Source organism: Ruegeria sp. CDSA141, from assembly GCF_059612005.1.
This window is the reverse complement of sequence record NZ_JBXWPT010000021.1, coordinates 20,132-46,973: the sequence shown is the minus strand read 5'-3', so window position 1 is coordinate 46,973 and position 26,842 is coordinate 20,132. Positions and strand designations below refer to the sequence as shown.

The 26,842-nt window shown below is 57.0% G+C and carries 26 protein-coding genes; 16 read left to right on the top strand and 10 right to left on the bottom strand.

Annotated features, from left to right (window positions below; genetic code table 11):
* Nucleotides 1–20: 20 nt before the first annotated feature.
* Nucleotides 21–935, bottom strand: coding sequence for a LysR family transcriptional regulator (locus AC2FLP_RS19725; RefSeq protein WP_117869982.1), 915 nt, complete (start codon nucleotides 933–935; stop codon nucleotides 21–23).
* A gap of 108 nt (nucleotides 936–1,043) precedes the next feature.
* Between AC2FLP_RS19725 and AC2FLP_RS19720 the strand changes: the two genes are divergently transcribed.
* The 4 genes from AC2FLP_RS19720 to AC2FLP_RS19705 all read left to right on the top strand — a co-directional run bounded on the left by AC2FLP_RS19720 (nucleotide 1,044) and on the right by AC2FLP_RS19705 (nucleotide 4,988).
* Nucleotides 1,044–1,679 carry a glutathione S-transferase family protein gene (locus tag AC2FLP_RS19720; protein ID WP_496685723.1) on the top strand — a complete coding sequence of 212 codons (636 nt, stop codon included), beginning with the start codon at nucleotides 1,044–1,046 and terminating at the stop codon, nucleotides 1,677–1,679.
* 1 nt (nucleotide 1,680) lies between these two features.
* Nucleotides 1,681–2,103 carry a nuclear transport factor 2 family protein gene (locus AC2FLP_RS19715; protein ID WP_496685726.1) on the top strand — a complete coding sequence of 141 codons (423 nt, stop codon included), beginning with the start codon at nucleotides 1,681–1,683 and terminating at the stop codon, nucleotides 2,101–2,103.
* A gap of 171 nt (nucleotides 2,104–2,274) precedes the next feature.
* Complete coding sequence (locus tag AC2FLP_RS19710) at nucleotides 2,275–4,245, top strand: pyridoxamine 5'-phosphate oxidase family protein (protein ID WP_496685729.1); 1,971 nt, start codon at nucleotides 2,275–2,277, stop codon at nucleotides 4,243–4,245.
* Between the two features lie 389 nt (nucleotides 4,246–4,634).
* The gene (locus AC2FLP_RS19705) at nucleotides 4,635–4,988 is read left to right on the top strand and encodes a nuclear transport factor 2 family protein (protein ID WP_496685731.1); all 354 of its coding nucleotides are present in this window, start codon (nucleotides 4,635–4,637) and stop codon (nucleotides 4,986–4,988) included.
* A 413-nt stretch (nucleotides 4,989–5,401) separates the two neighbouring features.
* Here AC2FLP_RS19705 and AC2FLP_RS19700 read toward each other — a convergent pair whose 3' ends face one another.
* Nucleotides 5,402–6,769 carry a sensor histidine kinase gene (locus AC2FLP_RS19700; protein WP_496685733.1) on the bottom strand — a complete coding sequence of 456 codons (1,368 nt, stop codon included), beginning with the start codon at nucleotides 6,767–6,769 and terminating at the stop codon, nucleotides 5,402–5,404.
* Nucleotides 6,766–7,434 carry a response regulator transcription factor gene (locus AC2FLP_RS19695; RefSeq protein ID WP_496685736.1) on the bottom strand — a complete coding sequence of 223 codons (669 nt, stop codon included), beginning with the start codon at nucleotides 7,432–7,434 and terminating at the stop codon, nucleotides 6,766–6,768. Before AC2FLP_RS19695 ends, AC2FLP_RS19700 begins: the two co-directional genes overlap by 4 nt.
* Nucleotides 7,435–7,573: 139 nt before the next feature.
* On the opposite strand from AC2FLP_RS19695, the gene AC2FLP_RS19690 reads away from it, so the two are divergent.
* The 5 genes from AC2FLP_RS19690 (at nucleotide 7,574) to AC2FLP_RS19670 (ending at nucleotide 13,133) form a co-directional block, all read left to right on the top strand.
* A complete protein-coding gene (locus AC2FLP_RS19690) occupies nucleotides 7,574–8,662 on the top strand; it encodes a type 2 periplasmic-binding domain-containing protein (RefSeq protein ID WP_117869994.1) in 1,089 nt (362 codons plus the stop codon).
* Between the two features lie 77 nt (nucleotides 8,663–8,739).
* On the top strand, nucleotides 8,740–10,770 hold the full coding sequence (locus tag AC2FLP_RS19685) for a tripartite tricarboxylate transporter permease (protein ID WP_496685739.1): 2,031 nt from the start codon (nucleotides 8,740–8,742) through the stop codon (nucleotides 10,768–10,770).
* Between the two features lie 10 nt (nucleotides 10,771–10,780).
* Nucleotides 10,781–11,869 (top strand): 4-oxalomesaconate tautomerase, encoded by a 1,089-nt coding sequence (locus AC2FLP_RS19680; protein ID WP_496685742.1) that lies wholly within the window; start codon nucleotides 10,781–10,783, stop codon nucleotides 11,867–11,869.
* A gap of 50 nt (nucleotides 11,870–11,919) precedes the next feature.
* A complete protein-coding gene (locus AC2FLP_RS19675; RefSeq protein WP_117870000.1) occupies nucleotides 11,920–12,156 on the top strand; it encodes a hypothetical protein in 237 nt (78 codons plus the stop codon).
* Nucleotides 12,153–13,133 (top strand): D-2-hydroxyacid dehydrogenase family protein, encoded by a 981-nt coding sequence (locus tag AC2FLP_RS19670; protein ID WP_496685745.1) that lies wholly within the window; start codon nucleotides 12,153–12,155, stop codon nucleotides 13,131–13,133. The genes AC2FLP_RS19675 and AC2FLP_RS19670 overlap by 4 nt, the downstream gene beginning before the upstream one ends.
* Here AC2FLP_RS19670 and AC2FLP_RS19665 read toward each other — a convergent pair.
* On the bottom strand, nucleotides 13,102–14,166 hold the full coding sequence (locus AC2FLP_RS19665; protein ID WP_117872859.1) for an AbrB family transcriptional regulator: 1,065 nt from the start codon (nucleotides 14,164–14,166) through the stop codon (nucleotides 13,102–13,104). The genes AC2FLP_RS19670 and AC2FLP_RS19665 overlap by 32 nt on opposite strands.
* Nucleotides 14,167–14,244: 78 nt before the next feature.
* On the opposite strand from AC2FLP_RS19665, the gene AC2FLP_RS19660 reads away from it, so the two are divergent.
* The 3 genes from AC2FLP_RS19660 to tcuB are packed head-to-tail and all read left to right on the top strand — an operon-like array spanning nucleotide 14,245 to nucleotide 17,400.
* Nucleotides 14,245–14,925 carry a GntR family transcriptional regulator gene (locus AC2FLP_RS19660; protein ID WP_117870004.1) on the top strand — a complete coding sequence of 227 codons (681 nt, stop codon included), beginning with the start codon at nucleotides 14,245–14,247 and terminating at the stop codon, nucleotides 14,923–14,925.
* An 11-nt stretch (nucleotides 14,926–14,936) separates the two neighbouring features.
* Complete coding sequence (tcuA, locus tag AC2FLP_RS19655) at nucleotides 14,937–16,331, top strand: FAD-dependent tricarballylate dehydrogenase TcuA (RefSeq protein ID WP_496685749.1); 1,395 nt, start codon at nucleotides 14,937–14,939, stop codon at nucleotides 16,329–16,331.
* Nucleotides 16,321–17,400, top strand: a complete 1,080-nt coding sequence (tcuB, locus tag AC2FLP_RS19650) for a tricarballylate utilization 4Fe-4S protein TcuB (protein WP_117870008.1) — start codon at nucleotides 16,321–16,323, stop codon at nucleotides 17,398–17,400. The genes tcuA and tcuB overlap by 11 nt, the downstream gene beginning before the upstream one ends.
* 960 nt (nucleotides 17,401–18,360) lie before the next feature.
* On the opposite strand, the gene AC2FLP_RS19645 is transcribed toward tcuB, so the two are convergent.
* The 4 genes from AC2FLP_RS19645 to AC2FLP_RS19630 all read right to left on the bottom strand — a co-directional run bounded on the left by AC2FLP_RS19645 (nucleotide 18,361) and on the right by AC2FLP_RS19630 (nucleotide 22,446).
* Nucleotides 18,361–19,437 (bottom strand): lyase family protein, encoded by a 1,077-nt coding sequence (locus AC2FLP_RS19645; protein ID WP_117870014.1) that lies wholly within the window; start codon nucleotides 19,435–19,437, stop codon nucleotides 18,361–18,363.
* Complete coding sequence (locus AC2FLP_RS19640) at nucleotides 19,430–20,944, bottom strand: tripartite tricarboxylate transporter permease (protein ID WP_496685750.1); 1,515 nt, start codon at nucleotides 20,942–20,944, stop codon at nucleotides 19,430–19,432. The genes AC2FLP_RS19645 and AC2FLP_RS19640 overlap by 8 nt, the downstream gene beginning before the upstream one ends.
* 5 nt (nucleotides 20,945–20,949) lie before the next feature.
* Entirely contained in the window at nucleotides 20,950–21,417 is a 468-nt protein-coding gene (locus AC2FLP_RS19635) for a tripartite tricarboxylate transporter TctB family protein (RefSeq protein WP_496685752.1), read from the bottom strand.
* Between the two features lie 69 nt (nucleotides 21,418–21,486).
* Nucleotides 21,487–22,446, bottom strand: coding sequence for a tripartite tricarboxylate transporter substrate binding protein (locus AC2FLP_RS19630; protein ID WP_496685754.1), 960 nt, complete (start codon nucleotides 22,444–22,446; stop codon nucleotides 21,487–21,489).
* 109 nt (nucleotides 22,447–22,555) lie between these two features.
* Here AC2FLP_RS19630 and AC2FLP_RS19625 point away from each other — a divergent pair, with 109 nt between their 5' ends.
* On the top strand, nucleotides 22,556–23,473 hold the full coding sequence (locus AC2FLP_RS19625; protein ID WP_162896818.1) for a LysR family transcriptional regulator: 918 nt from the start codon (nucleotides 22,556–22,558) through the stop codon (nucleotides 23,471–23,473).
* 25 nt (nucleotides 23,474–23,498) lie between these two features.
* Here AC2FLP_RS19625 and AC2FLP_RS19620 read toward each other — a convergent pair whose 3' ends face one another.
* Nucleotides 23,499–23,660: a hypothetical protein gene (locus AC2FLP_RS19620; RefSeq protein WP_496685755.1), complete on the bottom strand. Its 162-nt coding sequence runs from the start codon at nucleotides 23,658–23,660 to the stop codon at nucleotides 23,499–23,501.
* 131 nt (nucleotides 23,661–23,791) lie between these two features.
* Nucleotides 23,792–24,370 (bottom strand): TetR/AcrR family transcriptional regulator, encoded by a 579-nt coding sequence (locus AC2FLP_RS19615; protein WP_496685794.1) that lies wholly within the window; start codon nucleotides 24,368–24,370, stop codon nucleotides 23,792–23,794.
* Between the two features lie 96 nt (nucleotides 24,371–24,466).
* Here AC2FLP_RS19615 and AC2FLP_RS19610 point away from each other — a divergent pair, with 96 nt between their 5' ends.
* The 3 genes from AC2FLP_RS19610 to AC2FLP_RS19600 are packed head-to-tail and all read left to right on the top strand — an operon-like array spanning nucleotide 24,467 to nucleotide 26,737.
* Nucleotides 24,467–25,573, top strand: a complete 1,107-nt coding sequence (locus AC2FLP_RS19610; protein WP_496685756.1) for an NmrA family NAD(P)-binding protein — start codon at nucleotides 24,467–24,469, stop codon at nucleotides 25,571–25,573.
* Nucleotides 25,574–25,620: 47 nt separating this feature from the next.
* Nucleotides 25,621–26,193, top strand: a complete 573-nt coding sequence (locus tag AC2FLP_RS19605; protein ID WP_496685758.1) for a carbonic anhydrase — start codon at nucleotides 25,621–25,623, stop codon at nucleotides 26,191–26,193.
* Nucleotides 26,194–26,248: 55 nt separating this feature from the next.
* The gene (locus AC2FLP_RS19600) at nucleotides 26,249–26,737 is read left to right on the top strand and encodes a DUF8737 domain-containing protein (RefSeq protein ID WP_496685761.1); all 489 of its coding nucleotides are present in this window, start codon (nucleotides 26,249–26,251) and stop codon (nucleotides 26,735–26,737) included.
* Nucleotides 26,738–26,842 lie beyond the last annotated feature (105 nt).

Genomic DNA, 26,842 nt, shown 5'->3' with positions numbered 1-26,842 from the left:
GGTTGGGGCGATTGTCCGGGTCAGCCTGGCAGTGTCGCGACGCTGTCAGAACATAAGGCCGCGTCGCCTGAGAGATGATCAATAAGCGCGCGCACCCGCGTTGTAAGGCGCCTGTTCTGCGGGAAGAGCGCGGCAACAGTATATGGAGAGACCCGGTGCTCGGCGAAAAGTTCAACCAAGTCACCGGACCTGAAGGCGTCCGCCACCGTGTAGGCGGGGCAACGTGCTATTGCAGCCCCTGTTGCGGCGAGCCGGGCTGCGGCTGCGGGCGCGTTCATGCGAAAGCGTCCGCTGACTGAGACAGCCTCTTCCTGGCCATTGATATTGAACCTCCAGACGGTGGGCTCGGTCATGTTCCCGTCGAGAATACACTCATGCGTGGCCAGCGCGCGCGGGTGGTTTGGCGTTCCGGCTTGCTCCAGATAGGCAGTTGATGCGCAGACCACCAAGGGCATGCGGCCCAGTTGCCGTACCTTGAGTGAGCTGTCTCGCATGGGGCCAATCCTGATGGCGAGGTCGAAGCCTTCTTCAATGATCGACACGCGGCGGTCAGAGAATTGCAGATTAAGTTCCACGTTGGGGTGTTTCGCCGCAAACTTTGCAAGCGACGGCGTTAGCCGCAATGCACCGAACCCGGTGGGGGCCGAAATGTGTATCGCACCACGTAGCGACGCCTGATCGTGTCTGACCCTTTCTTCCAACTCATCAAAGCCATCAAGAAGCGGTTCACACAGCGTTAGGTATGTCGCGCCGGCGTCTGTCAAAGAGACACTACGTGTGGTGCGATTGAGCAGCTGCACACCAAGCGCGTTTTCCAAGTCAGCGACGTATTTGCTGACCAAACGCGCAGATCGCCCCATGCGTTGCGCGGCAATAGTGAAAGAGGCGTTCTTGGCGACAAGCGCAAACGCCCGCATTCGGTCAATTTTGTCCATCTTATTGCGCCTTCTCAGGGCTTAAACATACGCCAATTTAAACAATTATCGCTGGAATGTGCAACTGGTAGGGCTAGCGCATACCTTGGAACATAACTGGAGACACTGATGTCAAACGCCGTTCGCATTCACCACTTCGCAAAGTCAGGTCACGCCCATCGTGCCTTGGTTTTTGCGAAGCTCGCCGGGATCGCTCATGAAGAAGTTCCCGTGGATTTGGCAAGTGGTGCGCACAAATCACCGGAGTTTTTGGCCATGAACCCAAACGGACAGGTGCCCGTTATGGAAGATGGCGATGTAATCGTATCGGATTCAAACGCAATTCTGGTCTATCTCGCGCGGACATATGCGCCTGACTGGATGCCAAGCACCCCGGTCGACGAAGCCAATGTTCAGCGCTGGCTGACCCTTGCGGCTGGTGAAATTGCATTCGGGTCTTGTGCCGCACGTCTGATCACCGTTTTTGACGCCCCGCTGGACCCAGTCTTTGCTGATTCCACAGCGACCAAGGCGATGCAAAAGCTGGAACATGGGCTGGAAGGCCGTGATTGGCTGGTTGGCGATCGTCCGACGATCGCTGATGTCGCGAATTATTCCTATACCGCCCATGCGCCTGAGGGGAATGTCTCGCTTGATCCTTACCCGAATGTCCGGGCATGGCTCGCCCGTTTCGAAGCCTTGCCAGGTTTCCAGGCCATGCCAGCGACGGCTGTCGGCCTTGTGGTTGAATTAGGGGCGCGCTGATATGACATCCGCAGCCCCGCGCCATCCGGTACCGCCGTTTACGAAAGACTCCGCGATCGAAAAGGTGCGTCTTGCAGAAGACGGTTGGAACGGTCGAAACCCTGCGAAAGTCGCACTTGCGTACACACCCGACAGCAAACGGCGCAATCGGGCCGAGTTTCCCGAAGGCCGTGCGCAGATTGAAGAGTTTCTGACCCGCATGTGGGCCAAGGAACTGGACTATCGGTTGATCAAGGAATTGTGGGCTTACGGCGGTAATCGCATCGCCGTGCGATACGCCTATGAGTATCACGACGACAGCGGAAACTGGTTTCGGGCCTATGGTAATGAAAACTGGGAGTTCGACGAAGATGGGTTCATGGCGCATCGTTTTGCCAGCATCAACGAACACCCCATTCAAGAGGCAGATCGAAAGATTCATTGACCGCTTGGTCGCCGCCCTGATGATCATCCGGGTCTAAGCGATCTGGGGCTATAGCTCTGACGCCGTAGCACGAAAAGTCGCTAACGCCTTCCAGACCCACAGATCCAATGGAAGGCGTCAGCGGAAGCATTGCAATACAACTGATTGTCAAACGGATGAACGGAGCACGGGATGGTTCGGATACATGAATCTCACAAGGGTGAGCTGTTGCTTCAAAAGCGGCGCAAGACACCAAAAGAGCTGATCGACTCCATTCCTCGGTACATCGACAGTGACATGCCGCAGCAGCACGCGGATTTCTTTGCGGGCCTGTCTTACTTGCCGCTGGCGACGCTGGATCGCGACGGGCGACCGTGGGTCAGCCTGCTGGTCACACAGTCAGAGAGCGATCCGTCGGTCGGCATCAAGATTTCGGGCCACAATGCGATGGACGTCTTCGCCGAAAGCAACGCTTTCGATCCCTTTGCCCGCTCTTTGAAGCAGGACCCAATATCTGGGCGGCAACAACGGCTCTTTTCTGGAGTAGGGGTCGACTTCCGCAACCGTCGACGGAACAAAATCGCAGGGGGAATTCGCTCTGCATCTGTTGAAGAGGCTGGAAAAATCAGCCTACAACTGGAGTCTGATCAACACCTTGGGAACTGCCCCAAGTACATCACCGTGCGGGCATTGGCGCATGAACAGCGCGCCGCTGAACTGGTTCATGATTCCTTTGACAGCCACACAACTGCTTTGCCGGATGCGGCCAAGGCGGTCGTGGATCAGGCCAGCACGGTCTTTCTGGCGACAAAGCACAGTGGAAATGAAACCGCTACTGGCACGAAGACGGATATGGGGGTAAATCATCGTGGCGGTGCACCGGGTTTTACCCGCATTTACGAAGAAACCGATGGCGACGATATCACGACCTATCTGGTTTTGCCCGACTATTCCGGCAATCGCTTCTATCAGTCCTTGGGCAACATTGAGACTGACCCAGAGGTCGGCCTTGTCTTTCCAGACTTCACCACGGGTCATGTCCTTTATGTCACGGGTAAGGCAGAAAACCTGATGGATGATGAAGCGCCAGCGATCATGCCGCGGGTCAGCCTGCTTACGCGCATCAAAGTTACAGGGGCGGTTTTTGTGAAAGACGGCCTGAACCTCAGGCTCATGTCGGAAGAGCACTTCTCGCCCTATAATCCGCCGGTAAAGCCCTTGCGTCAGGAACTGGAACAGATGGGGCATGCACTCGTTGCGCACGAGACTGCAACCCCAATCACTGCCACTCTTGTTTCGACGAAACCGCTTTCTGAAAGTATCACAACTTTCAACTTCGATCTGTCACAGCCGATCAACTCACCTTTGCCGGGTGGGTTTGGTGTTTTCGATTTCTCTGGGCTTCTGGACACGGGGTACAGCCACATGAACGAAGCCAACCCTCAGCTTGTCAACGAGGACTTCGTGCGCACCTGGACGCTTTCGAATGCGCCCAGCTTTGCGGCAGAAAGAAATGCGTTTGCCGCGACCCATCAGGTCAGCGTCACTGTCAAACGTAAACCGGGCGGCTTGATGTCGAATGTTCTACATAACAATGCCCAAAAATTGATCAAGGACAGACTGCCGATTGAATTCAGAGGGTCTGGCGCGGGGTTCACCTGCTTTTCGCAAGGCGCCAAAGACACGCCTCCACATATCCCATCAAAGGTTCTGTGGATCGTCGGCGGTGTCGGCATTACCCCATTTATGGCGATGTGGGACGGCATCCTCCAGTTGGCGAACGCTCACCCGCAAACATCGACCGACATCGTCCTCCTGTTTTCTGGTCGTGGTGATGACATCAAAGTGCTGGAGCATTTTGCCGGGCAAATTGGTCCTGTCCCAGCCAGTGTGAAACTTCGCATTGTGGCGTTTCAAAGCGTCGGAGATGACCCATTCGTCGCAAAATCTGCAAGGGATGATCTGCGTCTAGCATTTTCTGAGGATGCGCTGCAGACCGAAGAACGGCGCGCGCAGATTGAAGATATCCAATCCATCTCCGCACTCAACACGCGAGAAGTCTATATGTGCGGACCCGATGCGTTAATGACGTGGAGCGAAGCAGCGCTCACTAAACTAGGCGTCGAAGAAGGGAGACGTCATCGCGAGTCCTTCGTCTTCTGATTACAAAATTCACAAAGCCAATGACCATTTTTACCCGCAGTTAGTGAATTCTGAACCAGATTTTTGCTGCAGTATGTACGAATGGCTGATTTATCCACCGCGCGGCAGCACTAAATTTTACACTGACGCAGCAGTTCCCGCGCTGCATGCGCGCGCAGCGAGAAAACCGAATTCACAGGTAGGGCTCAAACCAGACCTCGGAGGCGGCGCAGCATGTGAATTGAGGGATACCAGAAGCGGTATCGTGGACGGCCCGGATCGGATGAAGTGGTTGGCTCCTGCACATTCGACATCGAACGTGCCATAGTGCAGCTTTCATGCGGTGGCTTGTTCACCTTCAAGGTCCCAATTAGAATTTTCGGAACGAATAATCACTGAGGGACGTAGCCATGACACCTGATATCCAAACAGCCCGAAAATTGGCGCAAGATCATTGTGATGCCTGGACGAACAAGGCTCCGGATCAAGTCGCCAGTCGGTATTCGGAAAATACAACGATGATTATGAATGGTGGCGAACCGATGAACAGTCGCTCGCAGATCGGTGAAATGGCGGCCGGTTTCATGACTGAATTCCCCGACCTAGTGCTTAACCTCGATACTGTTCTCGTAGCCGATCATCACATGGTTTACGCATGGACGTTCGAAGGCCAGCACAAAGATACAGGAAACAAAGTTCGCTTTTCGGGTTGGGAAGAGTGGGACCTCGATGAAAATCTAAACGTGACCAAGTCGCTGGGGTGATATGACGGCGCAGATTACGATCGTCAGGTTTCAGGGACGTAACCAGCCAAATCGCAAACACACTAACGGTCGATTTTGGGGTCAATGGTGGCCTCTGGTCAGCGCAGCCTTTCCCGTCGCGATACGAAGTCACTTGTGGGTGACGGTCCAAAACTGCCGTTGACAGAGAGACATCTTTGCTGCGATGCGGTCCGTCAGATGAGACATTCGCCGCGGGCGCAAAACCGAGATCGAGTCGAACTCACGGTTTGCGGACCAAGCGCAATTTCGCTGCAAGAGGCTTCAAAGTCTGGTGAAGACGTATCAAGACCGCCGTGCCCAGCACCTAGGGTGGAAACCGGTCATTCGCTGCAATCGCAAAAATTCGCTTTGATTGTGACAGGTCTCGGGCTCCGAGCAGAAATAGAAACGAACTACAGGGCTATGGGAAGCTGAAGCGTAACGCTTGCTCCTTTTTCGACTTGGTTGATCGCGACCACTCCTCCGTGGCGCTTCGCTACAGCTGAGACAATCGATAACCCTAAACCGCTACCTTCGGAATATTCCAACTGCGAGAACCGACTGAAAACAGCTTCGCTTTGGTCGGGTGAAAGGCCGGCTCCGTCATCGGATACGGTTAGCTTGACGTCCCCTCCTTCACAGCGCAGCACAACTGAAATTCGACTCAGTATAGCGCCGCCGTGCTTAACCGCGTTATCCAGCAGGTTCTTAATAGCCTCTGCCAAAAAGACCCGATCTCCCAAGACCAAGATTGTCGGTTCTGGCATTGAGACTTCAAAATCGATCCCTTTTGCGAGGATATGAACACCCATGTCCGCGCAGGCTTCTTCCACAACCGCACGGAAATCAATCTTGTCCATCTGATCCTGATGCGTAGGCTGCCGCAACCGCTCCAACGACAATAGCTGTTCGGCCACCTTGGCGGAGTTTTTTGCTGCCGACACAAGCTCGACAATCCGTTTGTCCTTGTCCTCATTCGTTTTTGCATCCCGCAACGCCTCGGCCATGGACTGAACTGCTGCCGCCGGATTTCGCAGCTGATGTGCGGCTTCTGAGATAAACACCTGGTGGGCGTTGATGCTGTGCTCGACCTGTCCAAACAGCCGGTTCAAGGTCTGAACAATGCCAAGAACCTCGACCGGGACCGGGCGTTTGATTTCGCTCAGGTCGTCAGGTGAGCGTAGGTCGATCGCATCCTGTAAATCCAGCAAGGGCCGCAACCCGCGAGCGACCCCAAACCACACTACAAAAGCAAGGGTGGCCAGCAGGATACCCATCAGGATCGCCGCGCGGATCGACAGTTCGTTGGCAAAGGCGTTGCGGTCCGCAACGCGTTGCCAAGCTGTTACCGTCGCATCGCCCACTAGGTTACCCAGTGTGACACGCTCGGTCATTTTCAATACGCGCACCGGCTCATCCCGATAGATAGCCTCGAAAAACCTCGGCTGGTACGCGTCTTGCTCAGACGGGTTTGCAGCGGCCGGAGGATATGCATACCCTGTGACGTAGATGCCGCCGGGTCCGGTCACGTGATAGAAAATCTCTCCGCCTGATGCGTCGCGGATCAAGCTGCGCGTGGTGGGCGACAGGGCATCGCCTTCGGACACCGCCACATCGCGTGAAATGGCCAGACCGGCAGACAACAGGCTGTCGTCAAATAACTCTTGCGCCGTCTTTTGGGCGACCGTGTAACGCCAGTATCCAAGCAGGATCGCGAGCAGTACCAAGGGCGTCAGGATCAGAATGAACAGCCTGAGCCTGAGCGAACGGTGCCGGATCACTTTTGCACCTCAAGCAGATATCCAAGACCACGGGCCGTCTTGATCCGGATGCCAAATTTCTGAAGGCGCTTGCGCAGTCGTGACACATGCGGCTCGATGGCTGAATCGTCGACATCGGCGCCCACGCCGTAGACGTAGTCGGTCAACTGACTTTTGGGGACGATCCTGCCGCGCCGTTCCAACAGGCATTCAAGCACAGCCATTTCCCGACGCGGCACATCGAGAACTTGGCCCTTTGCGCTCACTTGCCGGGCGGTACGGTCAAACTCAAGATCTCCGATGGTCTCTCGCGCGCCATAATCCAGTTGTTTGCGGCGGGACAGCGCGCGGATGCGGGCCTCAAGCTCATCCATCTCAAAGGGCTTCACAAGGTAATCGTCTGCGCCCATATCCAGGCCCGATACGCGATCGCTGGTATCGGTGCGCGCGGTCAGCAGGATGACAGGCGCACTGTCGCCCCGATGGCGCAGCGACCGCAAGATCTCAAGACCTGACCGACCCGGCAGGTTGATGTCCAGAACAATCAGATCCGCGCCTTCCTGTTCCAGATACAGATCGGCGGCATCGCCATCTGTCAGCACGTCGGCGGCATGGCCCCGATCCCGCAGGCGATAAGCAATGGCGTTGGCGAGGGTTTCATTATCCTCGACGATGACGATCCGCATTTGGGCTCCTGCAAGTTTCGCGCAAGGTTGGCGTTCCATGATTGCCAGATGGGAGGGGGAATCAACCCCGCAGTTCTATTTGCGATCACGGTGGCGCGGGGAGCGCCGACGTGGTTGTCTGGTCAACAGGGAGGAACCAATGGCCATTTCCAACTTTACCCGTCGCGCCGTCGTGGGGCTGATCGCCGCCGCCGGAGTCGCCGCACCTGCCGCTGCCGAAGTCGATTTCTCAGGCAAGACCATCGAATGGGTCATTCCGTTCTCAGAAACGGGCGGGTCGGCCAAATGGGCCAACTTCTTTGCGCCGCTTCTGTCCGAAGCACTGCCGGGTCAACCGACTGTGGTTGTGAAATTCATGCCGGGCGCCGGTTCGACCAAAGGCGCAAACTGGTTCCAGGAGCAAAGCCATGATGATGGTACGCTGCTGTTTGGCACCTCCGGTTCGACTCAATTCCCGTATCTGCTGAGCGATCCGCGCGTACGCTATGAATACAACGATTGGATTCCGGTCATGGCGTCGGGAACAGGTGGCGTTGCGTATCTGAACCCCGAAGATGGGGCCAAGTTTGATGGTTCCGCCAATGCGCTGAAAGACACCAACTTCATCTACGGCTCGCAGGGTGCAACCCGTTTGGACCTTGTGCCTCTGCTGGCCTGGCAGATGCTGGGCATGAATGTTGAGCCGGTCTTTGGCATCAAGGGCCGCGGAGATGGTCGCCTAATGTTCGAGCGGGGCGAGGCCAATATCGATTACCAGACGTCCTCGGGCTATCTGGGCGGTTCGGCCCCGCTAGTCGAAGCTGGTCAGGCCGTTCCGATGATGACATGGGGCGCATTGGACGCGGATGGCAACATCGTGCGCGATCCGACCTTCCCGGATATCCCAACTTTCAAAGAGGTTTGCGCGGCCACCGAAGGGTGCGAAACCAGCGGAGAGGCATGGGATGCTTGGAAAGCGTTTTTCGTGGCAGGGTTCCCTGTGCAGAAACTGGCGTTCTTGCCCGGTGACACGCCACAGGAAGTGGTCGACGCATATACCGCAGCGTTCCAAGCCGTGACCGAGCGGGGTGATTTTGCCGATATTTCCTCTAAACGCGTTGGTAAGTATCCTGTGTTTGTCGGCGATGGTTCGAAAGCGGCGCTGCAAACGGCGACCAATGTGGACGACAACGCCAAGCAATACGTCTTGAACTGGCTGAAAGAGGCCTATGGTGTCGAGCTGAACTAAGCCCGGACACCGCGGCGCGCGCCCGGATATTGGGCGTGCGTTTTCCAACAAGTTACAATTAATGAAAGGCGGCCGCTATGGAGGTTTTCGCCACCGCTCTACCTGCGCTCAGCGACGCGTGGGGTTTGATCCTGCAACCCATTGTTCTGGGCTATCTTGTGCTCGGCGTCGTCATGGGGCTGGCCGTGGGCGTTTTCCCGGGTCTCGGAGGCATTGCCGGCCTGTCGCTGTTGCTACCTTTCATGTTTGGCATGGACCCGATCCTGGGTCTGGCCCTGATGATCGGTATGGTCGCGGTGGTGCCGACCTCGGACACCTTCGCTTCAGTCTTGATGGGCATTCCCGGCAGTTCTGCTTCGCAAGCCACGGTGCTGGACGGCTTCCCTATGGCCAAAAAGGGCGAGGCTGCGCGGGCGCTTTCGGCGGCCTTCTCCTCGTCCCTATTCGGTGGGCTTGTCGGCGCGACTTTTTTGACCATGTTCATCCTGATTGCGCGGCCTATCGTTCTGGCCTTCGGCTTGCCCGAGATGCTGATGATCACAATTCTCGGCCTGTCGATGGTCGCTATTCTGGCCGGGCGGATCCCGCTGAAAGGCGTCGCCGCCGCCGGTCTGGGCCTGATGGTTGGCACAATTGGCGAGGCCGACGCAGGCGGATCGCTGCGGATGGCAACCTATGACATTCCCTATTTGACGGACGGCCTGAAGCTGGTCATCGTGGGTCTGGGCATCTTTGCAGTACCCGAGATCGTTTCGCTGCTACGGCAGGATCGGTCTATTGCCAAAGGCGCTTCGTTGGGCGCTGGATGGTTGGATGGCGTCAAAGACTGGTTTGCGAACATCTGGTTGTCGGTGCGCTGTTCCATAATCGGAGTGATCGTCGGGGTTATCCCCGGCCTCGGCGGCTCGGTTGTCGACTGGATTGCCTATGGTCATTCAGTTCAAACGACCAAGGACAAAAGCAATTTCGGTAAAGGCGAAGTGCGCGGTGTCATCGGCCCGGAAAGCTCGAACAACGCCAAGGAAGGCGGCGGTCTGGTGCCGACGCTTCTGTTCGGCATCCCCGGCTCAGGATCGATGGCGATCTTTATCGGTGCAGTCGCTCTGCTGGGGTCGGGGGATATCGAAGTCGGTCCGAGCATGCTCCAGGACAATCTCGACATCACCTATTCGATCGTTTGGCTGCTGGCGCTGGCCAACGTCGTGGGCACGATCCTGTGCATCGCAGCCTCGGGCGGAATCGCCAAGCTGACCACGATCCGGTTCACCTATCTGGCCCCGTTCCTGTTCATGCTGATCAGCTTCGCGGCCTTTCAATCCGGACAGAACTTCGAAGACCTGCTGGCCCTGTTCGTGATCGGCCTGATCGGCATCTTTCTGCGTCGGTTCGACTGGTCGCGTCCGGCCTTTCTGATCGGCTTCGTACTGTCGAACCCGGTCGAGAAGTTCACCAATCAGGCGTTCCAGATCGCCTCATTCCGGTTCCGCAAAAGCTTTGGCGAGGGGATGGAATATGTCTTCAGCCCCATCGTCATCGTGCTGATCGTGGTCACGGTTGTTTCGGTCATTCTGGGTATCCGGCAGGCCAAGATGATCATGGCCGAGGGTGATGTTCAGGCCGGTACCAAACGCGCGCCGCTTATCTTTCTGCTGGTGATCATGGCCTATCTGATCGTCGCTTTGGTCAACGCCAACATGATCCCCGACTACAACATGACCGACAAGATCATCCCGCTGGTTATCGGCAGCGTCTCGCTATTCTGTTGCGTGATCCTTCTGATCCAGATGATGCGACGTCCCGAAGGCGACGTGATCTTTGCCGACAAGGAAATCGCCGGTGAAGACGCCAGCGCACCCCACGGTCTGTGGTCCACTCTGGCGTGGTTCGCCAGTTTGATCGCGGCCACGTGGGTGGTGGGCTTCATCCTCGCCCTGATAGGGTTCCTGATCGCCTTTCTCCGTATCCGCGCCGGGTCCAGCTGGCAGATGACATTGATCCTGACCGCCTGCGGCATTGGGTTCATGTGCCTGATGGCCGGTGCGCTGAACCGCGATTTCCCGCCGGGTCTGTTGCAAGACATGGTCAGCCTGCCCTGGCCGTTGAAGTGAGGGATCCAAAATGACCCAAACTGCGATCCCTTACATCTTCATGCGTGGCGGCACTTCGAAAGGTCCGTATTTCCGCCGCTCAGATTTGCCCGAGGATTTGGACACGCTGGCCGAGGTGCTGGTCGCCGCCCTTGGTTCCGGGCAGTCGCTGAACATCGATGGTATCGGCGGCGGCGCGGCGGTGACCACGAAGGTCGCGATGCTGTCGGTCAGTGAGGATGACTGGGCCGATATCGACTATTTCTTCGCGCAAGTCTCGGTCGACGAGAAACTGGTCGATTTCAAGCCCACGTGTGGCAATATCCTGTCCGGCGTTGCCCCTGCGGCCATCGAAATGGGACTGTTTGTACCACAGGGCGATGAAACTGAGATCCGCATTCGGGCCGTCAATACGGGGGCTCGGGTCGTGGCCAAGGTGAATACACCCGAGGGCGAATTGACCTATGAGGGCGATGCGGAGATCGCTGGTGTACCCGGCCATTCAGCGCCGGTGCAGCTGAGTTTCATGGGTGTGGTGGGCTCGGCAACCGGAGCTTTCCTGCCCACGGGCAACTTACGCGATACCGTTCAGGGCGTTGAACTAACTTGCATGGATGTTGCAATGCCGATGGTCATCGCCCGCGCCGCAGACTTCGGGCTGACGGGCTATGAAAGCGCCGAGGAGTTGGATGCCAACCACACTTTTTTTGATCGGATGGAGGCTGTTCGGATTGAGGCCGGGGATCGGATGGGTATGGGGGATGTGTCCAAATCGGTCACTCCCAAATTCGGCCTCATCGCGCCTGCCAGAGAGGGCGGAACGCTTGCGGTGCGGTATTTCATGCCGTGGAAGACCCACCCGACCATGGCGGTCACCGGCGCGCAATGCATGGCGTCCTGCGCGCTGACGCCTGGCACAGTCGCGGACGGCTTGCTGGATCGCCCCACTGCAAGTCCGGCTGAAGTCGTGCTGGAGCACGCCTCCGGCGAAATCGACGTGCTGGTGGAGTTCTCCACCACTGACGGGTTCTCCGTGGACGCGGCGGGCCTAGTACGGACCGCGCGCAAGTTGGCGGACGGGCATGTTTATGTGCCGCAATCTGTTTGGAATGGAAGTTGATCAGGTGCCATCTATTAGGTATACGACGGTATACAATATTGGAGGATACGATGGACGACTATTCGGAATGCCTCGCTATCGCGCGTCAGGAACTTAGGTTGGCGCAAGCGGTCCTAAGGCGGGATATGGCAGAGTACCCGACACCGATCGCTGGGTGCGATGAGCAGTTCAACCATCTGCTGGACCAAAGCGAACGCGTCCGGAACGCGCTGGCCGCCCTCGACGCTCCGCATTTTGTACCAACCCCAAGAAAGCTGACCTACGGTCAGGGTATAGAAAGCCGATGAACGTACATATTCTGGATGACTGGTTTGACACGCTGCGTGGCCTGCCGTGCTTTGAAAAACTCATCAGTCATGAGGTGACGGTATGGACGGATCATGTCGAAGACACTGACGTTCTGGCCGAGCGGTTGCAGGATGCAGAGGTGCTGGTGCTGTTCCGGGAACGCACCAAAATCACTCGCGCCTTGCTGGAGAAATTGCCGAAGCTGAAACTGATCAGCCAGCGCAGCGTTTATCCTCATGTCGATGTTGAGGCCTGTACAGAACACGGAATGTTGTTGTGTTCGAACATGCATGGTGGGACGCCGTCCTACGCCGCAGCCGAACTCACTTGGGCGTTAATCATGGCTGGGATGCGCGACTTGCCCGCACAAATGGCCTCGGTCAAAGCGGGGCATTGGCAGGCTGGTGTGGGCAAAACGCTGCGGGGCCGTCAGTTGGGGCTCTATGGCTATGGTCGCATTGCCCGCGCCGTTGCGGGTTATGCCGAGGCGTTCGGGATGAATGTTGTCTGGTGGTCGTCTGAGGAAGGTCGGGCACGCGCGCAGGCGGATGGCGCGCTGGTCGCGCCCAGCCGTGAAGCGTTCTTTGCCGACAGCGATGTCGTCTCAGTCCATGTGCGCCTGAAACCGGACACGCGCGAGATCATCACCGCATCGGATTTCGCACAGATGCAGCCGGGGGCGCTGTTTGTGAACACCTCGCGGGCCGGGCTTATCGCTCCGGGCGCTTTGATTGAGGCGCTGAACGCCGGTCGCCCCGGCAAGGTGGCCATTGATGTGTTCGATACCGAGCCACTGACCGATACGACCGATCCGTTATTGTCGCATCCCAACCTGATCGCGACCCCACATATCGGCTTCGTCACCGAGGATGAGTTCGGCCTGCAATTCGCTGATATTTTCGATCAGGTGAACGCCTATGCCGAAGGTGCTCCGATCCACATGATCAACCCCGAGGTTTGGACCAGCGCAGAATAAGATTTGCGGCGATGGGCGCACCGATGATCACCAACACGATCCTTGTAAGATGGTGGGTGATCACAAAGCCCAGATCCGCGCCCGAGACGATGGCCAGCACCGTCATCTCTGCCTGCCCACCAGGGGCGAAGGCCAGAAACGCCTCGACAGGTTGGCCCAGTCCCAAGGTCGTGACAACGGCGGTGAAAGCGGCTGCCAGGACGGCGAGGACAATGACATAGGCGAAGCCCGCTGCCACTACCCGGCGCAACTCGACCCAGGTAACACCAACAAACTTCACTCCAATCCCGCAGCCAATGAAAAACTGCGCTGCAAGGATGGCCTCGCGAGGCGGTCGGGTATGAATGAAGTCGCCCAGTGACAAGGCTGCCGTCAGGATCATTGGCCCCAGGATTGACGCCCCGAATAAGCCGATCCGCTCCCCGCCTTTCCAGCCGACAAAGGCGGCCAGAACCATCAGCGCTAATTCATTTATTGGCAGGTTGTGCGCGGGCTCGCCAATCGGATTGGTGAGTTGGGCATCATAGAACACGGCGAGGAACAAGGGGGCCAACGTCACGATGATCAGCACGCGCGTACCGTGGATCAAGGACAAGGTACGCGGATTGGCCCCCGCCTCAGTGCCAAAGATGATCATGTCTTGCAAACCGCCCGGCATAGCTGCGTAGAAAGCCGTTGTGGAGTCAAAGCCCCAGATCTTGCGAAAGAATGGCACACCTACCAAAGCGATCAGCAAGATGAAGAACGGGATCAGCGCAATCGACGCGGCCATTTGGGGCAATTGGGTAAAAAGAGCCGGCGTAATCGACGCCCCTACTGCCACGCCCAGTATGGTGCGGGCGGCGACGGAGACCTGTCCAAAGCCTTCCATCGGTGCATGCGCAAGCGCTGCAATCAAACATGCGCTCATTGGCCCGAACAGAAAGGGTAGCGGCAGGTTCAACGCCCAGAATACCCCCGTGCCCAGAACGGCAAAGCCGAGCGTCACGGCCCGCTTTGTCAGCAGAGAAGGTGTCTTGTTCTGGGTGGGCAAGGTGCGGGTTCCGACAATATTGACTCGATTTGCATCCAACTGTATACATCTGGACGCAATAAGACAAGTGAGCCCGTTATGACCATTCAGGACGACCCCTTACAGCCCGGCCCGCAAGGCAATTCTGCGTATCAGCGGTTGCTGGAGGAGATTCGAGACGGCAGTCTTCTGCCTGGCGAACGTCTTCGCGAGGTCGAGCTGTCCGAACGGTTGGGAGTCAGCCGCACCCCTGTACGCGAGGCGATCCGGCAATTGGAGGCCGACGGGTTGGTCACGCATGTGCCACGGCAAGGCGCGACTGTGCGCAGTCTGGATTACGCCGAGGTCATGGAACTCTATGAGATGCGCGCGGTGCTTGAAGGGACAGCGGCCCGTCTGGCAGCCCGCGCGGCGTCTGATGTCGAACTGGATGAGCTTGAGGTTCTGAATGACCGGCTGGCAGAGGCAGGCACGGGACCTGACGCAGCGCGTCTCAACCGGGTTTTTCACGCGACGCTTCTGGATGCGGCCAAAAATCGGTTTCTGGCGAAATCCATGTTGTCGCTGCAAAAGGCGCTGCTGATCCTTGGGCCGTCTCAACTGCTGGATAGTGATCGGGCCGAGGCTGCGGTGGCCGAGCATCGGCGCATTATGGCGGCTTTGAAGGCCCGCGACGGCGCAGCGGCCGAAACAGAAATGCGGGCGCATATTCAGGCGGCGCAACGTATGCGCATCCGTGCGTTGCAGGAACGCGATCGAACAACCGACGAACATCAATAGGTGGACAGGATATGGCCACCCAAAAGGAAACTTACGATATCGTTGTGATTGGCGGCGGCAACGCTGCGCTCTGTGCCGCGATGACCGCCGCTGAAGCAGGCGCCCGCATTCTGATTCTCGAAACGGCTCCGAAACCTTATCGTGGTGGGAACTCGCGTCACACGCGTAACTTTCGGTGCATGCACAAATCTCCTCTGGGTCCGTTGATCGAGGAGTATAGCGAAGACGAATACCTCTCGGATCTGCTCAAGGTCACCGGCGGAAAAACCGACGAACATCTTGCCCGCCTTGCAATCCGTACCTCCGAGGAATGCTTGCCCTGGATGGAAGAGCACGGGGTTCGGTTTCAGCCATCTTTGTCGGGAACTTTATCTTTGGCGCGGACCAATGCGTTCTTTATGGGGGGCGGTAAGTCTCTGGTAAACGCGTATTATCGGACGGCGGCTGGGCTGGGCGTTGATGTGCTGTATGAGGCTGCAGTCACGCATTTGGAACTGAATGGTGATCAGATCGATTGGGTCAATTACACCTACGAAGGTCAGTCTCATCGCATTACGCCCAAAGCGGTCATCGTTGCCTCCGGTGGGTTTCAGGCGGATACGGATTGGCTCACTAAGGCCTGGGGTGAGCCCGCAAAGAACTTCCTGATCCGGGGTACTCCTTACAACAGGGGCGTGGTGCTGGCCGATCTGCTGGACCAAGGCGTCGATAGCGTCGGTGATCCGACCCAATGCCACGCTGTTGCCATTGACGGGCGTGCGCCGAAATTCGACGGCGGCATCGTCACCCGTCTGGACTGCGTGCCATTTTCCATCGTCGTGAACAAGGACGCCCAGCGGTTCTATGACGAAGGCGAGGATGTCTGGCCCAAGCGCTACGCGATCTGGGGTCGATTGGTGGCAGCCCAACCGGATCAGGTGGGTTATGTGATCATCGACGCCAAGTCGTTGAACCTGTTCATGCCGTCCGTGTTCCCGCCGCTAAAGGCGGAGACGTTGGACGAATTGGCCGGGATGATGGACCTGCCTGCGGACAAATTGAAAACGACCGTCAGCGAATTCAACGCCGCTTGCGGTGACACCAGCGGGTTTCATCCGACCGAGTTGGACGGGGTCGCGACCTCGGGTCTGACACCGCCTAAGACCAACTGGGCGCGCCCAATTACCGAACCGCCTTTCTATGGCTATTCACTGCGCACCGGTGTGACCTTCACCTATCTTGGGCTGAAGGTTGATGAGGCGGCCCAGTGCTCGACCTCAAACGGAAAGATCAAAAACCTGTGGGCCGCAGGCGAGACCATGGTCGGGTCGATCCTTGGGCAAGGTTACTTGGCCGGGTTCGGCATGACCATCGGAACTGTTTTTGGACGCATCGCAGGACGTGAGGCCGCCGCTTATGCAAACTGATCTTATTCAGGAAGCCCGCCGTCAGGCAGAGATCTGCAACGCATGCCGATATTGCGAAGGCTATTGCTCGGTCTTCCCCTCCCTGCATGCGGAACGCGCGTTCTCGGATGGGGATATCACGCAACTGGCCAATCTGTGTCACAACTGCCGGGGCTGCTACTATGCCTGCCAGTACACGGCGCCGCACGAGTTCGACCTGAACTTGCCCAAGGCGCTGGCCGAAGTGCGGCGCAATAGCTGGGAAAACTTCGCCTGGCCGCAGCCGCTGGCGCGCCGGTTTCACACGCATGGCGGGGCCATCGCCCTGGCGCTTGTGATCGGATTTGCCATGTTGCTCTGGGCCATCCGCGCCATCGGTTCTAGTGGAGGCGGGGGATTCTACGCCGTCCTGTCGCACAACGCGATGGTTGCGATCTTCGCGCCTGCGTTCCTGCTGCCTCTGTTCAGCATAGCCATCAGCCTTCGGCACTATTGGTTCAAGGTCGACGGCAAACCGATCCAGGTGTCTGATCTGATGGCCGCGTTCAAACACGCGGGCCAGATGCAGGATCTGGCCGCAGGCCACGGCGAGGGCTGTAACTTCGAGGACGAAGACCGTTTCAGTCAGGCACGACGCCACATCCACCACGCCATCATGTATGGGTTCCTGTTGTGCTTTGCGTCGACCTCGGTGGCGACGGTCATGCACTACGTCTTCGGATTGCACGCGCCTTACGGGTTCTGGTCTTTGCCCAAATTGTTCGGAATTTCCGGGGGGCTGCTGCTGACGGTGGGATGTGGTGCGATGGCTGTGCTTAAGCAAAAGTCAGACCGGGATCTGGGGGACCCGTCGGCTTGGGGCGGCGATATTGGTGTCATCCTGCTGCTGGGCTTTGTTGGGTTCAGCGGTTTGGTTCTTTTTGCCCTAGTTTCAACGGCACTGATGCCCGCGCTGCTGGCCATCCACCTCGGATCGGTTCTGACCTTCTTCCTGCTGACGCCCTACTCAAAAATGGCACATGGGTTTTACCGATTAGCGGCGCTGATCCGGGACGCGCAACGGAAAAGAGATGTGTCTGTGGTCCGTTAACAGCTCGTCGCGTCTGTGTGAGCAGAAAGAACATGCAATAGGGTCAAATATGATTGTGAAGAACTCTGCGTTGCAGCACTTCGAGTGGCGGTCAACGTCTGGAATGGACCGTCCCTTGCACGACCGACGGCAGCGACGCACGCTTCGCTGGTATTTGGGCCAACCGCAGCATTTGGCACTCTGGGCTCACTGCCGCCGTTCCGGCTCGACCCAACTGGTGACCGTTTCCAACCAGCGAATGTCCTCACATCGTGGCACTGAGTTGAAAACGCAGAACTATACCATCTTTGGAAATGGCCGCTTTCGGATTGTTCTTCAGACTTGAACTACTGCGCCGCCGCAAGTCGGCTCTGAGCCCAAAGCCCCGGATGCTGCAGCGTTCTTGAAAGTCGGTTTCGGAGAGTTTGGTTTGCCTCTTATCGGCGGCGCCGTAGAAGCCAAAAACTGAAGCTGAATAATTCAAATACAAATGCGCCGGCAACTATGCCAATGAACAAGGGGAGCCCAAAGAATGCGCATATCGCCCCGCCCAGCGCGGCACCTACGGCTGCGCAGCCTATGACGAAGGCTGCCATTAGTATGAAGTCTTTCAAGTGCCACTTCAGGCCTTCGTGGAACTCTGACTTCCAGTTTCGTTTCGTGCGATATTCCATCACCTGACGTTGATCAAAAAAGAATGTCCATAATGCGGCAACTCTATTTTCGAACCTTGACGTATTCAAAGCGGTCATTGGAGGATGTGCAGCGAGTTGGCGCTTCGTTCGCAAGTTTGACATCGGCCACCAAAATCTTGCTGCGGTTGGGACGAACGGCAGCTTTTCCTGCTGCGAAGCGGCTATCGGCTTAACTCATGGAATTGCTGCAGCTGCGAATTATGGGCTTTGTCGATCTCACCGAACGCGGACAGCGTTGCCGTTCGCCGCAACAACGCGAATGACGGCTAGCGTTTCTTAACTCTTCTCAGATTAAATTCTGTTCCATCCCGCCTTCGTCGACTCTCAAATCAGATAGCATCCGATTTGCCCATGACAAAGCTCCTGAAGACAGCAAGAACACTTCAGGAACGACAAGCCACTCACCGACCCAAACACCGCCAGAGCGCTCATGTTGGTGCAGAGTCAGTTCCCCTATTTGCTCCGACCTTTGGCGCCCCAATCTTGCTACGGCCTCGGCAAATTCACTGGCCCGTTGGTTACGTTTGTGATGCATTGAGGATGAAGCACCCCTACCGTTTTCATGGCATTCGCAGACCTCACCGATATCACTGGATGAAAGCAGGTTGATGTTGTGGGCTATTTTGCAGATCGTCGCACACAGCGCGCCGAGGGCGGTGACAATATCGGCCACGCCGTCACGCGCGTTTTGCCAATGAGGTTCTGCAACGCCCAAACCAAGCGCCTCTGCCATTCGCACCTTTATCTCTGTCCCTGTTCCATCGCTATAATTTGACAAATCCCCTAACGGCCCGCCGACCTGAACGAACACCCCACGCTTTTCCGCTTCGGTGATCACCTCGCGACGACGTAGAAGCTCCTCTAGCCAGACTTCAAACTTGGTCCGGAGCAGCATCGGGATCGCGTGTTGCCCGTTGGTGCGCCCGATCATTCGCGTGTTGGGGTGCTCCTTGATCAGGCCCGTCAGGGAAAAAACGAGCTGATCGAGGTCGCTCAACACGGTCGCCAGACCGAGCTTCATTTGCATCGCAAGCGCTGTGTCCATGATATCTTGCGTCGTGCTATTGAAATGGACGAACTTGGCGAGATCCTCGCCGACGTGTTCGCGCAGTTGCCCGACCAATCCCACAATGGGCCGCCCGACAAGCGCCATGTCCTGCCGCAAGCGCTCCTGATCGAGCTTTCCGATGCCAAACCCGTCGAGTGCAACAACAGCTTCATTCGGCACGAGACCCGCATCACTTTGCGTACGCGCCAGCGTTTGTTCGACTTTGATCCAGGCAGAGATTGTCGAGGATTCAGACCAGATGTGCCGCATATCTGTGCTGGAAAAGCTGCCTTGCATGAGCTGCCATTCAAGCATCGCCCAACCCTCCCTGCGCCAGTTTGCGTTCTTTTAAGATGCCGCGAATGCGAAAGGCAATAGCCCCGGCACCAAGGATCAGGAAGGCAAGCGCGATCGGGCGTTCAACAAAGATCAGCGCGCCGCCATCCGACATCAGCAGGGATTGCCGGAACGTCTCTTCCGCACCTTTGGCCAGAACGAAGGAGATTACGAATGCCGCAATGTTGAAGTCATGCTTGCGCATCAGCCATCCGACGAAACCGGCAAAGGTCATAACCGTCACATCGAACATCGAGCCTCGTGCTGAGTATGCCGCGACGAAGGCTGTCATGAAGATTAGCGGATAGAGAACGTTGGTCGGGATTTTCAGGATTAGTCGGGCGACTTGTGTGGCTCCGAAATAGCCGATCAGGCCATACACGAGGATACCAAGCATCCCGCAGGCAAAGAGCTTGTAGACAAGTTCCTTGTCGGTCAGAAATAGCGTCGGCCCGACCTGGATGCCATGGATCAGAAACACGCCCAACAGGATCGCGCCGATGGTCGAGCCTGGAATACCCAAAGTCAGCAGAGGAGCCATGGACGGGCCGGACACCGCGTTGTTGGCCGCTTCTGGCGCGGCCACGCCTTCCAATGCGCCCTTACCCCATTGTTCAGGGTTTTTCGCACGGCGCTTGCCTTCTCCGTAAGAGATGAAAGCCGCAATCGCTGAACCAAGTCCCGGCAGTACACCAATGCCAGCACCGATGAACCCGCCCCGCACAGCATGAGGCAGACAGGGTTTGTATTCCTCCCATGTCAGATCATTGCCATCAGCCGAGCTTTCGTTTTCTTTGGTCTCGCCTGTTGCTTTGCGCCGCTCTTCAAGTTGCGCAAAGACTTCGCCCAAGACAAAGACACCGATCATCAGCGGCACCAAGCCGATGCCATTGGACAAGTCGAACGAGCCGAATGTGTAGCGCTCTTCGCTGGAAATCGGATCGAGCCCCACCATTGCCACCAGAATTCCCAGGAGCGCGGAGGCCAGACCTTTAACAATGGATTCTCCGATCACCGAACCGATCACCACAAAGGCGGCAAAGTAGATGGCAAAGGTTTCTGGAGGTCCCAGCTTCAGAGCAATTGCTGCGATGAACCCGACACCAACAACCAAAAGAACGTCGCCCATGAGATCGCCGATCACGGATGAGATTGTGGCAACTTTCATTGCTTTACCCGCCTTACCAGCGCGAGCCAGTGGATAGCCGTCAATCTGCGTCGCAGCACTCGCGGCTGTACCAGGCGTATTAAACAAGATTGCTGCGATGGAACCGCCATAGCGTCCGGATTTTCCGATCACATAAAGAAAGGCGAGAGCAAAGAGGGGCGACATATAGAAGGTGATTGGCAGCAGCATCGCGATTGCTGCTGAAGCTGTCAGACCCGGCGTTGCGCCCACAATCATGCCAACTGTGGCAGCAAGAACGATGGCAAAGAGCAGCATCGGATCAGTGATGACCGAAAGAAGGGCGGGAAAAATTTCCATGAGACTTACCTCTGTATCCAGCTGAGTAGGTCGAACACTTCGCCATAGGGCGGGAAGACACCAAGCAGCACAAAAAAGATGAGGTGAAAAACCAACGGGCAGATGACTACAGAAACTGCAAGGCCGATCCAGCTCCGCACACCGAACAAATATAGCACGATGGGAGCCACGATGGCCGTAGGTAGTAGAAACCCGAACCAGCGGAATGACTGTTGGTAGACCAACGCAATGATGAATAGTGCGATGATCTGAACAGTCGCCCCATTATCTGTGCTGGCGGCGGCGACATCGCCTGTCTGACGGGATGCACCTATCAGCAAGAGACCAGACAAGCCCAATAGAGCGACGGATGCGGCAAAGGGAACAATCCCGGCCCAGGTATCTCCGGGCGATGCAGCGGGCACCTGCCACGCGCCCCAAATAGCCACAAGTGAAACGGCCGCCAGTACCAAACCTTCGGCATAAGCGCGCATGTCATCCTCCCTCAACAACGCGTGGGCAAAAAAAGGCCGGGGAATCATCGAACCCCCAGCCTTGAAGACTTAATTAGTCAGACTTTCGACCAACGGAGCGGCGTCCTCTTTCATAGCGCTAAGCGCTGCCTTGGCATCCGCGCCATTCTGATAGACAGGACCGGTCCCACGCGAAGCCAGCAGCTCGGCGAACTCGGGCTTAGCCGAAATCTGCGCAAGCGCGGCTTCCATTGCTACGACCACCTCGGCAGGCGTACCCTTCGGAGCAAACACTATTACCGGCGAGGAGACAGCAGCAAACGGAATGCCCAATTCTCCAAAGGCAGGTACATCCGTCATGATGCCGTCGCGTTCCTGGCTGTTGACCGCCAGCGCGCGCAGTTGGTCCTCGAAACCGGCAAGCTGTTGTACGCCCAAGAAGCCGAAGTCGGCTTGCTCACCGATGAGAGCAGCACGGGTCGGGCCACCACCTTTGAATGGAACGTCTTGCGCTTCGATGCCGTTATTGGCCAGAAAGCCCAGACCGCCTACATGGTGGAAACCACCGCGGCCTGAATGCGCCCAACGAAGCGAGCCAGGATCAGCTTTAGCCGCGTCGATCACGTCTTGAACGGATTGAAACGGGCTGCTCTTCGGGACCATCAGAGAGGTTTGCAATTGGCCGACCTGTGCGACGAACTCAAAGCTGTCCAGCGCATCAATGTCGGTGTCGCGGGTCATGGTGGACAGCAAGAACGAGCCCCCTGAGGTCATCATCATAGTATAGCCGTCGGGTCGGGCGCCGACGACAGAATTGGCTCCATTCAAGCCGCCCGAGCCAGGTTTGTTCACGACCACTACGGGGACATCCAAAATGCCATCAGCTGCCGCCGAGATGGCGCGAGCATAGGCGTCAGTGCCGCCACCCGCCTTGTAAGGCACGACCAGATTGATCGGGCGTTTGGGCCAGTCAGCCGCAAAGCTTGCTGTTGCTGTTGCCGCAAGGGCGATGCCTGCCAGTGCGGCAGAAATGAGTGTTCTGCGTTTCATAGTATCCTCCCTAATTCCTCTCCTGATCTCACCTAGCAGATGATGGAGATTGCGAAAAATGCAAAGGTGTTTAGTTTACTTGCAAAAAGTGCAAGTGACGGTGGCGAACATGAACATCAAAGCGCTTCGTGCATTCAGAGCAACGCTGTCAGAGGGATCGCTCGCAGCAGCAGCAAATATACTGCACCTTTCGCAACCGGCAGTCAGCCGGTTGATTTCTGGACTCGAGGGGGAGTTGCGGCTTAATCTTTTTGATCGAAGCGGCCGGAACCTCACTCCAACACCCGAGGGACTTGCGTTCTATCGCGAAGCTGGTCGCATCCTCGACAACCTGGATGAGATCCCCAGAATCGCCGCCGAGATTCGTGCAGGCCGCACTCAGAACCTTCGGATCGTCGCAATGCCGCGCATCGCCCGCGCGCTCGCCTCCCCCGCTGTTGGCCAATTCATAAGGGAAAATCCTGATATCAATGTCAGCCTCGATGTGCGCGCGCGCAGAGAAGCTGGCAAATGGTTGGCCGGTCGGGAATATGACGTGGGAATTGGTGCTCTACCGGTCGAACACCCCGATATCCAAACCGAGTTGCTATTGCGCGTAAGAGCGCAAGCCGTCGTACCAATTGATCATCCGCTTGCCGATCTTGAAGAAGTTTCCATTGACGTTTTGGCTGAAGTTCCAATTGTTCGCCTTATGCACGGATTGCTCTTGCGCGACCAACTGGATGATATGTTTAGATCTGCAGGGGTGCTGCCAAAACAAACCTGCGAAGTCGCATCTTCTTCGCTGGCATGTGCTCTGGTAGCAGATGGCGGTGGTGTCACAATCGCAGATGAACTCGTGGCCGCCGATGTAGATCAGACCCGTGTTCGGACAGTTCCAATTTCGCCTGAACGCTGGATGTCGTTTGGGCTTCTCTTTCCATTGCATTCAGAACCAAACGAAGCGCGTGACAAGTTCGTTGAAGTATTAAAATCGCATGTCGCAACACTCGCGGCATCGAGCCAGTCGATAGAGGTAGTTAGTTAGCGATTTAACTAGTCCCACTGAGCATTCACTTGGAAACTCGACTTTCAGAGAGCCAAGCATCCAGGAAGCTGTCATTGGTGGACAATGCAGCATCGGTATCATCGGGCTCATTGAAGACTTCGGTGCCGTTGCAGCAAAGCCCCTGCCCCACAAACAACTGATCACGCGGACGGCCCAAGCCAGCCATTGGCCACGCTACTCGACGCCAAAGCGCAGCTTTCGCATTGCTGCCGTTCGTGCACCTTGCAGCATTGTCGATTAGCGTGTGATGGCAATGCACAACGCAACTGCGAATCCCTCGGAATACCCTGCAGCAGTTTAGGACCTGTCTTGCGGCCAATGATCCTGCAGCAAATCTATGGCAGTGCGTCCGGCCTCCAGAGCTCGGTCCGCCTCCTCTTCAGTTCCTGCCAAACGAGCCAGAGTAATCGTACCCATAAGGAGTGCCATCGCAGCCAGGCCCTGGTGCGAGCCGGATTCCGGCGTGTCCTGCAAAAGGGCCGCCATGCGATCCGAAGCTTGAGCGCCCGCGTGCCGGGGTGCGCCCTTGGTACGGGCAAGCTCGGTTCCCATTGCCGCAAGCGGGCATCCATGCCGACTGTCTTGAACATGTGCCTGGGACAGGTACTTGGCTATATAGTCCTGACGTTCTTTCCCTCGCCCTTCGCTGGACCCCTCGCGCTCCATTTCGGAAACCACATCATCGACTGCGTGCCGGAAGGCTGCCGCGATCAAATCTTCTTTCGAATGGAAATGCCGGTAGAAACCTCCATGTGTCATTCCGGCTGCCTTCATGACGTCCGCGAGGCTAGTCGCTTCGATACCGCGTTCGCGGAACAACTGTGCTGCAGCATCCAGTATCCTGTTGTGACTGCGCCTTTTTTCCACTTCCGACATTCTCGGCAAATTCGCACTCCTAGGCGGGTTGACAATTAAGATTATATCTATCATCTAAATTATAGATTGCAAGTATCATCTAAAAGGAGTGTGCCTATGCCTGCCAAGCCTAAGATCCTCGTCACCAGCGCAAGCGGCAAGACCGGGCTGCAAGTCGCGCTTCAGCTCAGAGCCAAAGCCTATCCTGTCCGTGCGTTCATACGGCAGAGGGATCATCGCTCTGATATCCTCGAACGCGCGGGCGCTGAACTATTCGTGGGTGACCAGTATTCGCTGAGCGACATGCGCAACGCCATGAATGGCGTGCAGCGGGCCTATCAATGCGCCCCGACGGCACCCAATGGGCTGCACTTCAACGCGGTCTTCACCGTTGCGGCTTACGAAGCTAAGATTGAGCACGTCGTTACGCTAAGCCAATGGCTTTCGAGCGTAGATCACCCGTCGCTGTTTACACGCGAAGTCTATTTAGGCGACATCCTGATCGGCATGCGCCCCGAGATGTCTGTGACCACGGTGAATGTCGGCTGGTTTGCTGAAAACTACCTGATGGTGCTGGGCATGGCGGCCCATCTTGGGCAGTTCACAATGCCGCTTGGCGACGGCGACGTGAAAAAGAATGCTGCCCCCTCGAACGAAGATATTGCACGCGTGGCGGTCGGTGCCTTGACGGACCCGGCACGCCATGCGGGCAAGACCTACCGCCCCACGGGACCAACGCTGCTGTCACCCAACGAAGTCGCCGAAGCAATGGGCCGCGCGCTGGGGCGGCGGGTACGTTATGTCGACATTTCCGAGCGTATGATGGTCAAGGCTCTGAAAGCCCTGCGCCCAGCCAACTATTCGGAAGCGGCAGTCACCCAGCTTGCAATCTATTCAGAAGAGTACAGGCGAGGCGCCTTCGCGGTGAACGCCCCGACCGGGGATGTATTCCAAGTAAGCGGGCACGAACCTGAAGCGTTTGAAAGCATCGTACGGCGCAAGGTCGCTGATCAACCGGACCTGGCACGCAGCCTGTTCGGCAGCATCGGTGCGATCGGCAGCTTTCTGAAGATCATCACGACGCGCGCCTTCGATCTTGATCACGCTCAGAAGCAGCGAGACTACGTTCAGCTTTCCACTTCGTCGTACTGCCTAGACGACTCGACATGGACGGAAAAACACCAACCCAAGGATGTTCAAGCCGCACCAATGCGCGTTGCCTAACGCAGCATAAGACGAAGGTTTACCCTCCAAGACGAAAGGACCTCTTCATGAACGTTCAAGACGAACTCATCACTCGAAACCAGGAATTCTCTGCGGGCTTTGACAGTGCTGGCCTACCGATCCTGCCAAAGTTGCGAACAGTAGTTCTAACCTGCGGCGATGCCCGGGTTGATCCCGCGCACATCCTCGGACTGGAGCTTGGCGACGCGGTTGTGATCCGAAACAATGGCGGACGGGTTACACGCGCCGCAATCGAAGAAATCGCCACCCTCGCCTTTCTGGTGAGCGCTATGACGGAGGGCCGCGAAGAGGGGTTCAACGTCATCCTGATGCAGCACACACAATGTGGAGCCGAGCGGCTGTCCAACCCGGACCTTCAGGACGCGCTGCTGAAAAAGCTTGGGATTGACGTATCCGAATACGCAATCACGGATCAGGAAAGCGACCTTTCGGCAGACATCAAGCGTCTAGCGGCAGCACCGGAGGTACCGGACGCGATCACCGTCTCGGCCTTGCTTTACGATGTCGCCACTGGAAAAGCCCTAGAGATTACTCCAGCCGCTTCACTGGGGACGATCCGGGCCGAGGCGAGCGTATCGCAAACTGCGGCCCGAGCATGAAGGTCTGCCCACCCTCAATTCACGTAAACAGACGCATATCGAAAGGATCGATCAGATGACCCCCACAGTGATATTCCTACTTCAGTTCGCGATGAGCCTCTTTGTCTTTGCTCTGATCGCGGCGTGGTACGTTGCACCCTGGCTTGCACGGCTGTCGGCGGCGGCGGCGCTCTCAATCCTGCTGCTGCCGCATGCTTTCCGACACATCGGAATGAGCTTCATGGTACCAAATCTCAACAACGGAGGGTTGCCCCAGGCATTTGCAACCAGCGCCAGCTATGGCGACTTGCTCTCGGCGTTTCTGGCAATCGCGGCGCTTTTCGCTTTGCGATGGAGATCAATGGCCGCCCTTCCGTTGGTGTGGGGTTTCAACATCCTTGGAACTGTCGATCTGGTGAACGCCTTGCGCCAAGCCGAGGCAATAAACTACTTTGGCCCCACTTGGTTCATTCCAACATTCTTTGTGCCGGTACTTTTGGTCACGCATGTGATGATCTTTGCACGGCTATTGAAGGCAGTTGGCCCCAAGACAGCCTCGGCATGAGAGGACAGGTGTTGTTCCAGGGCAGGCAGCGCTGCTGCCCGCCCAACTGTGTCTTACGGCCCAGAGCCGACCTTGAGTACGGTCTTAAAATGTTGCGGTCGGCCC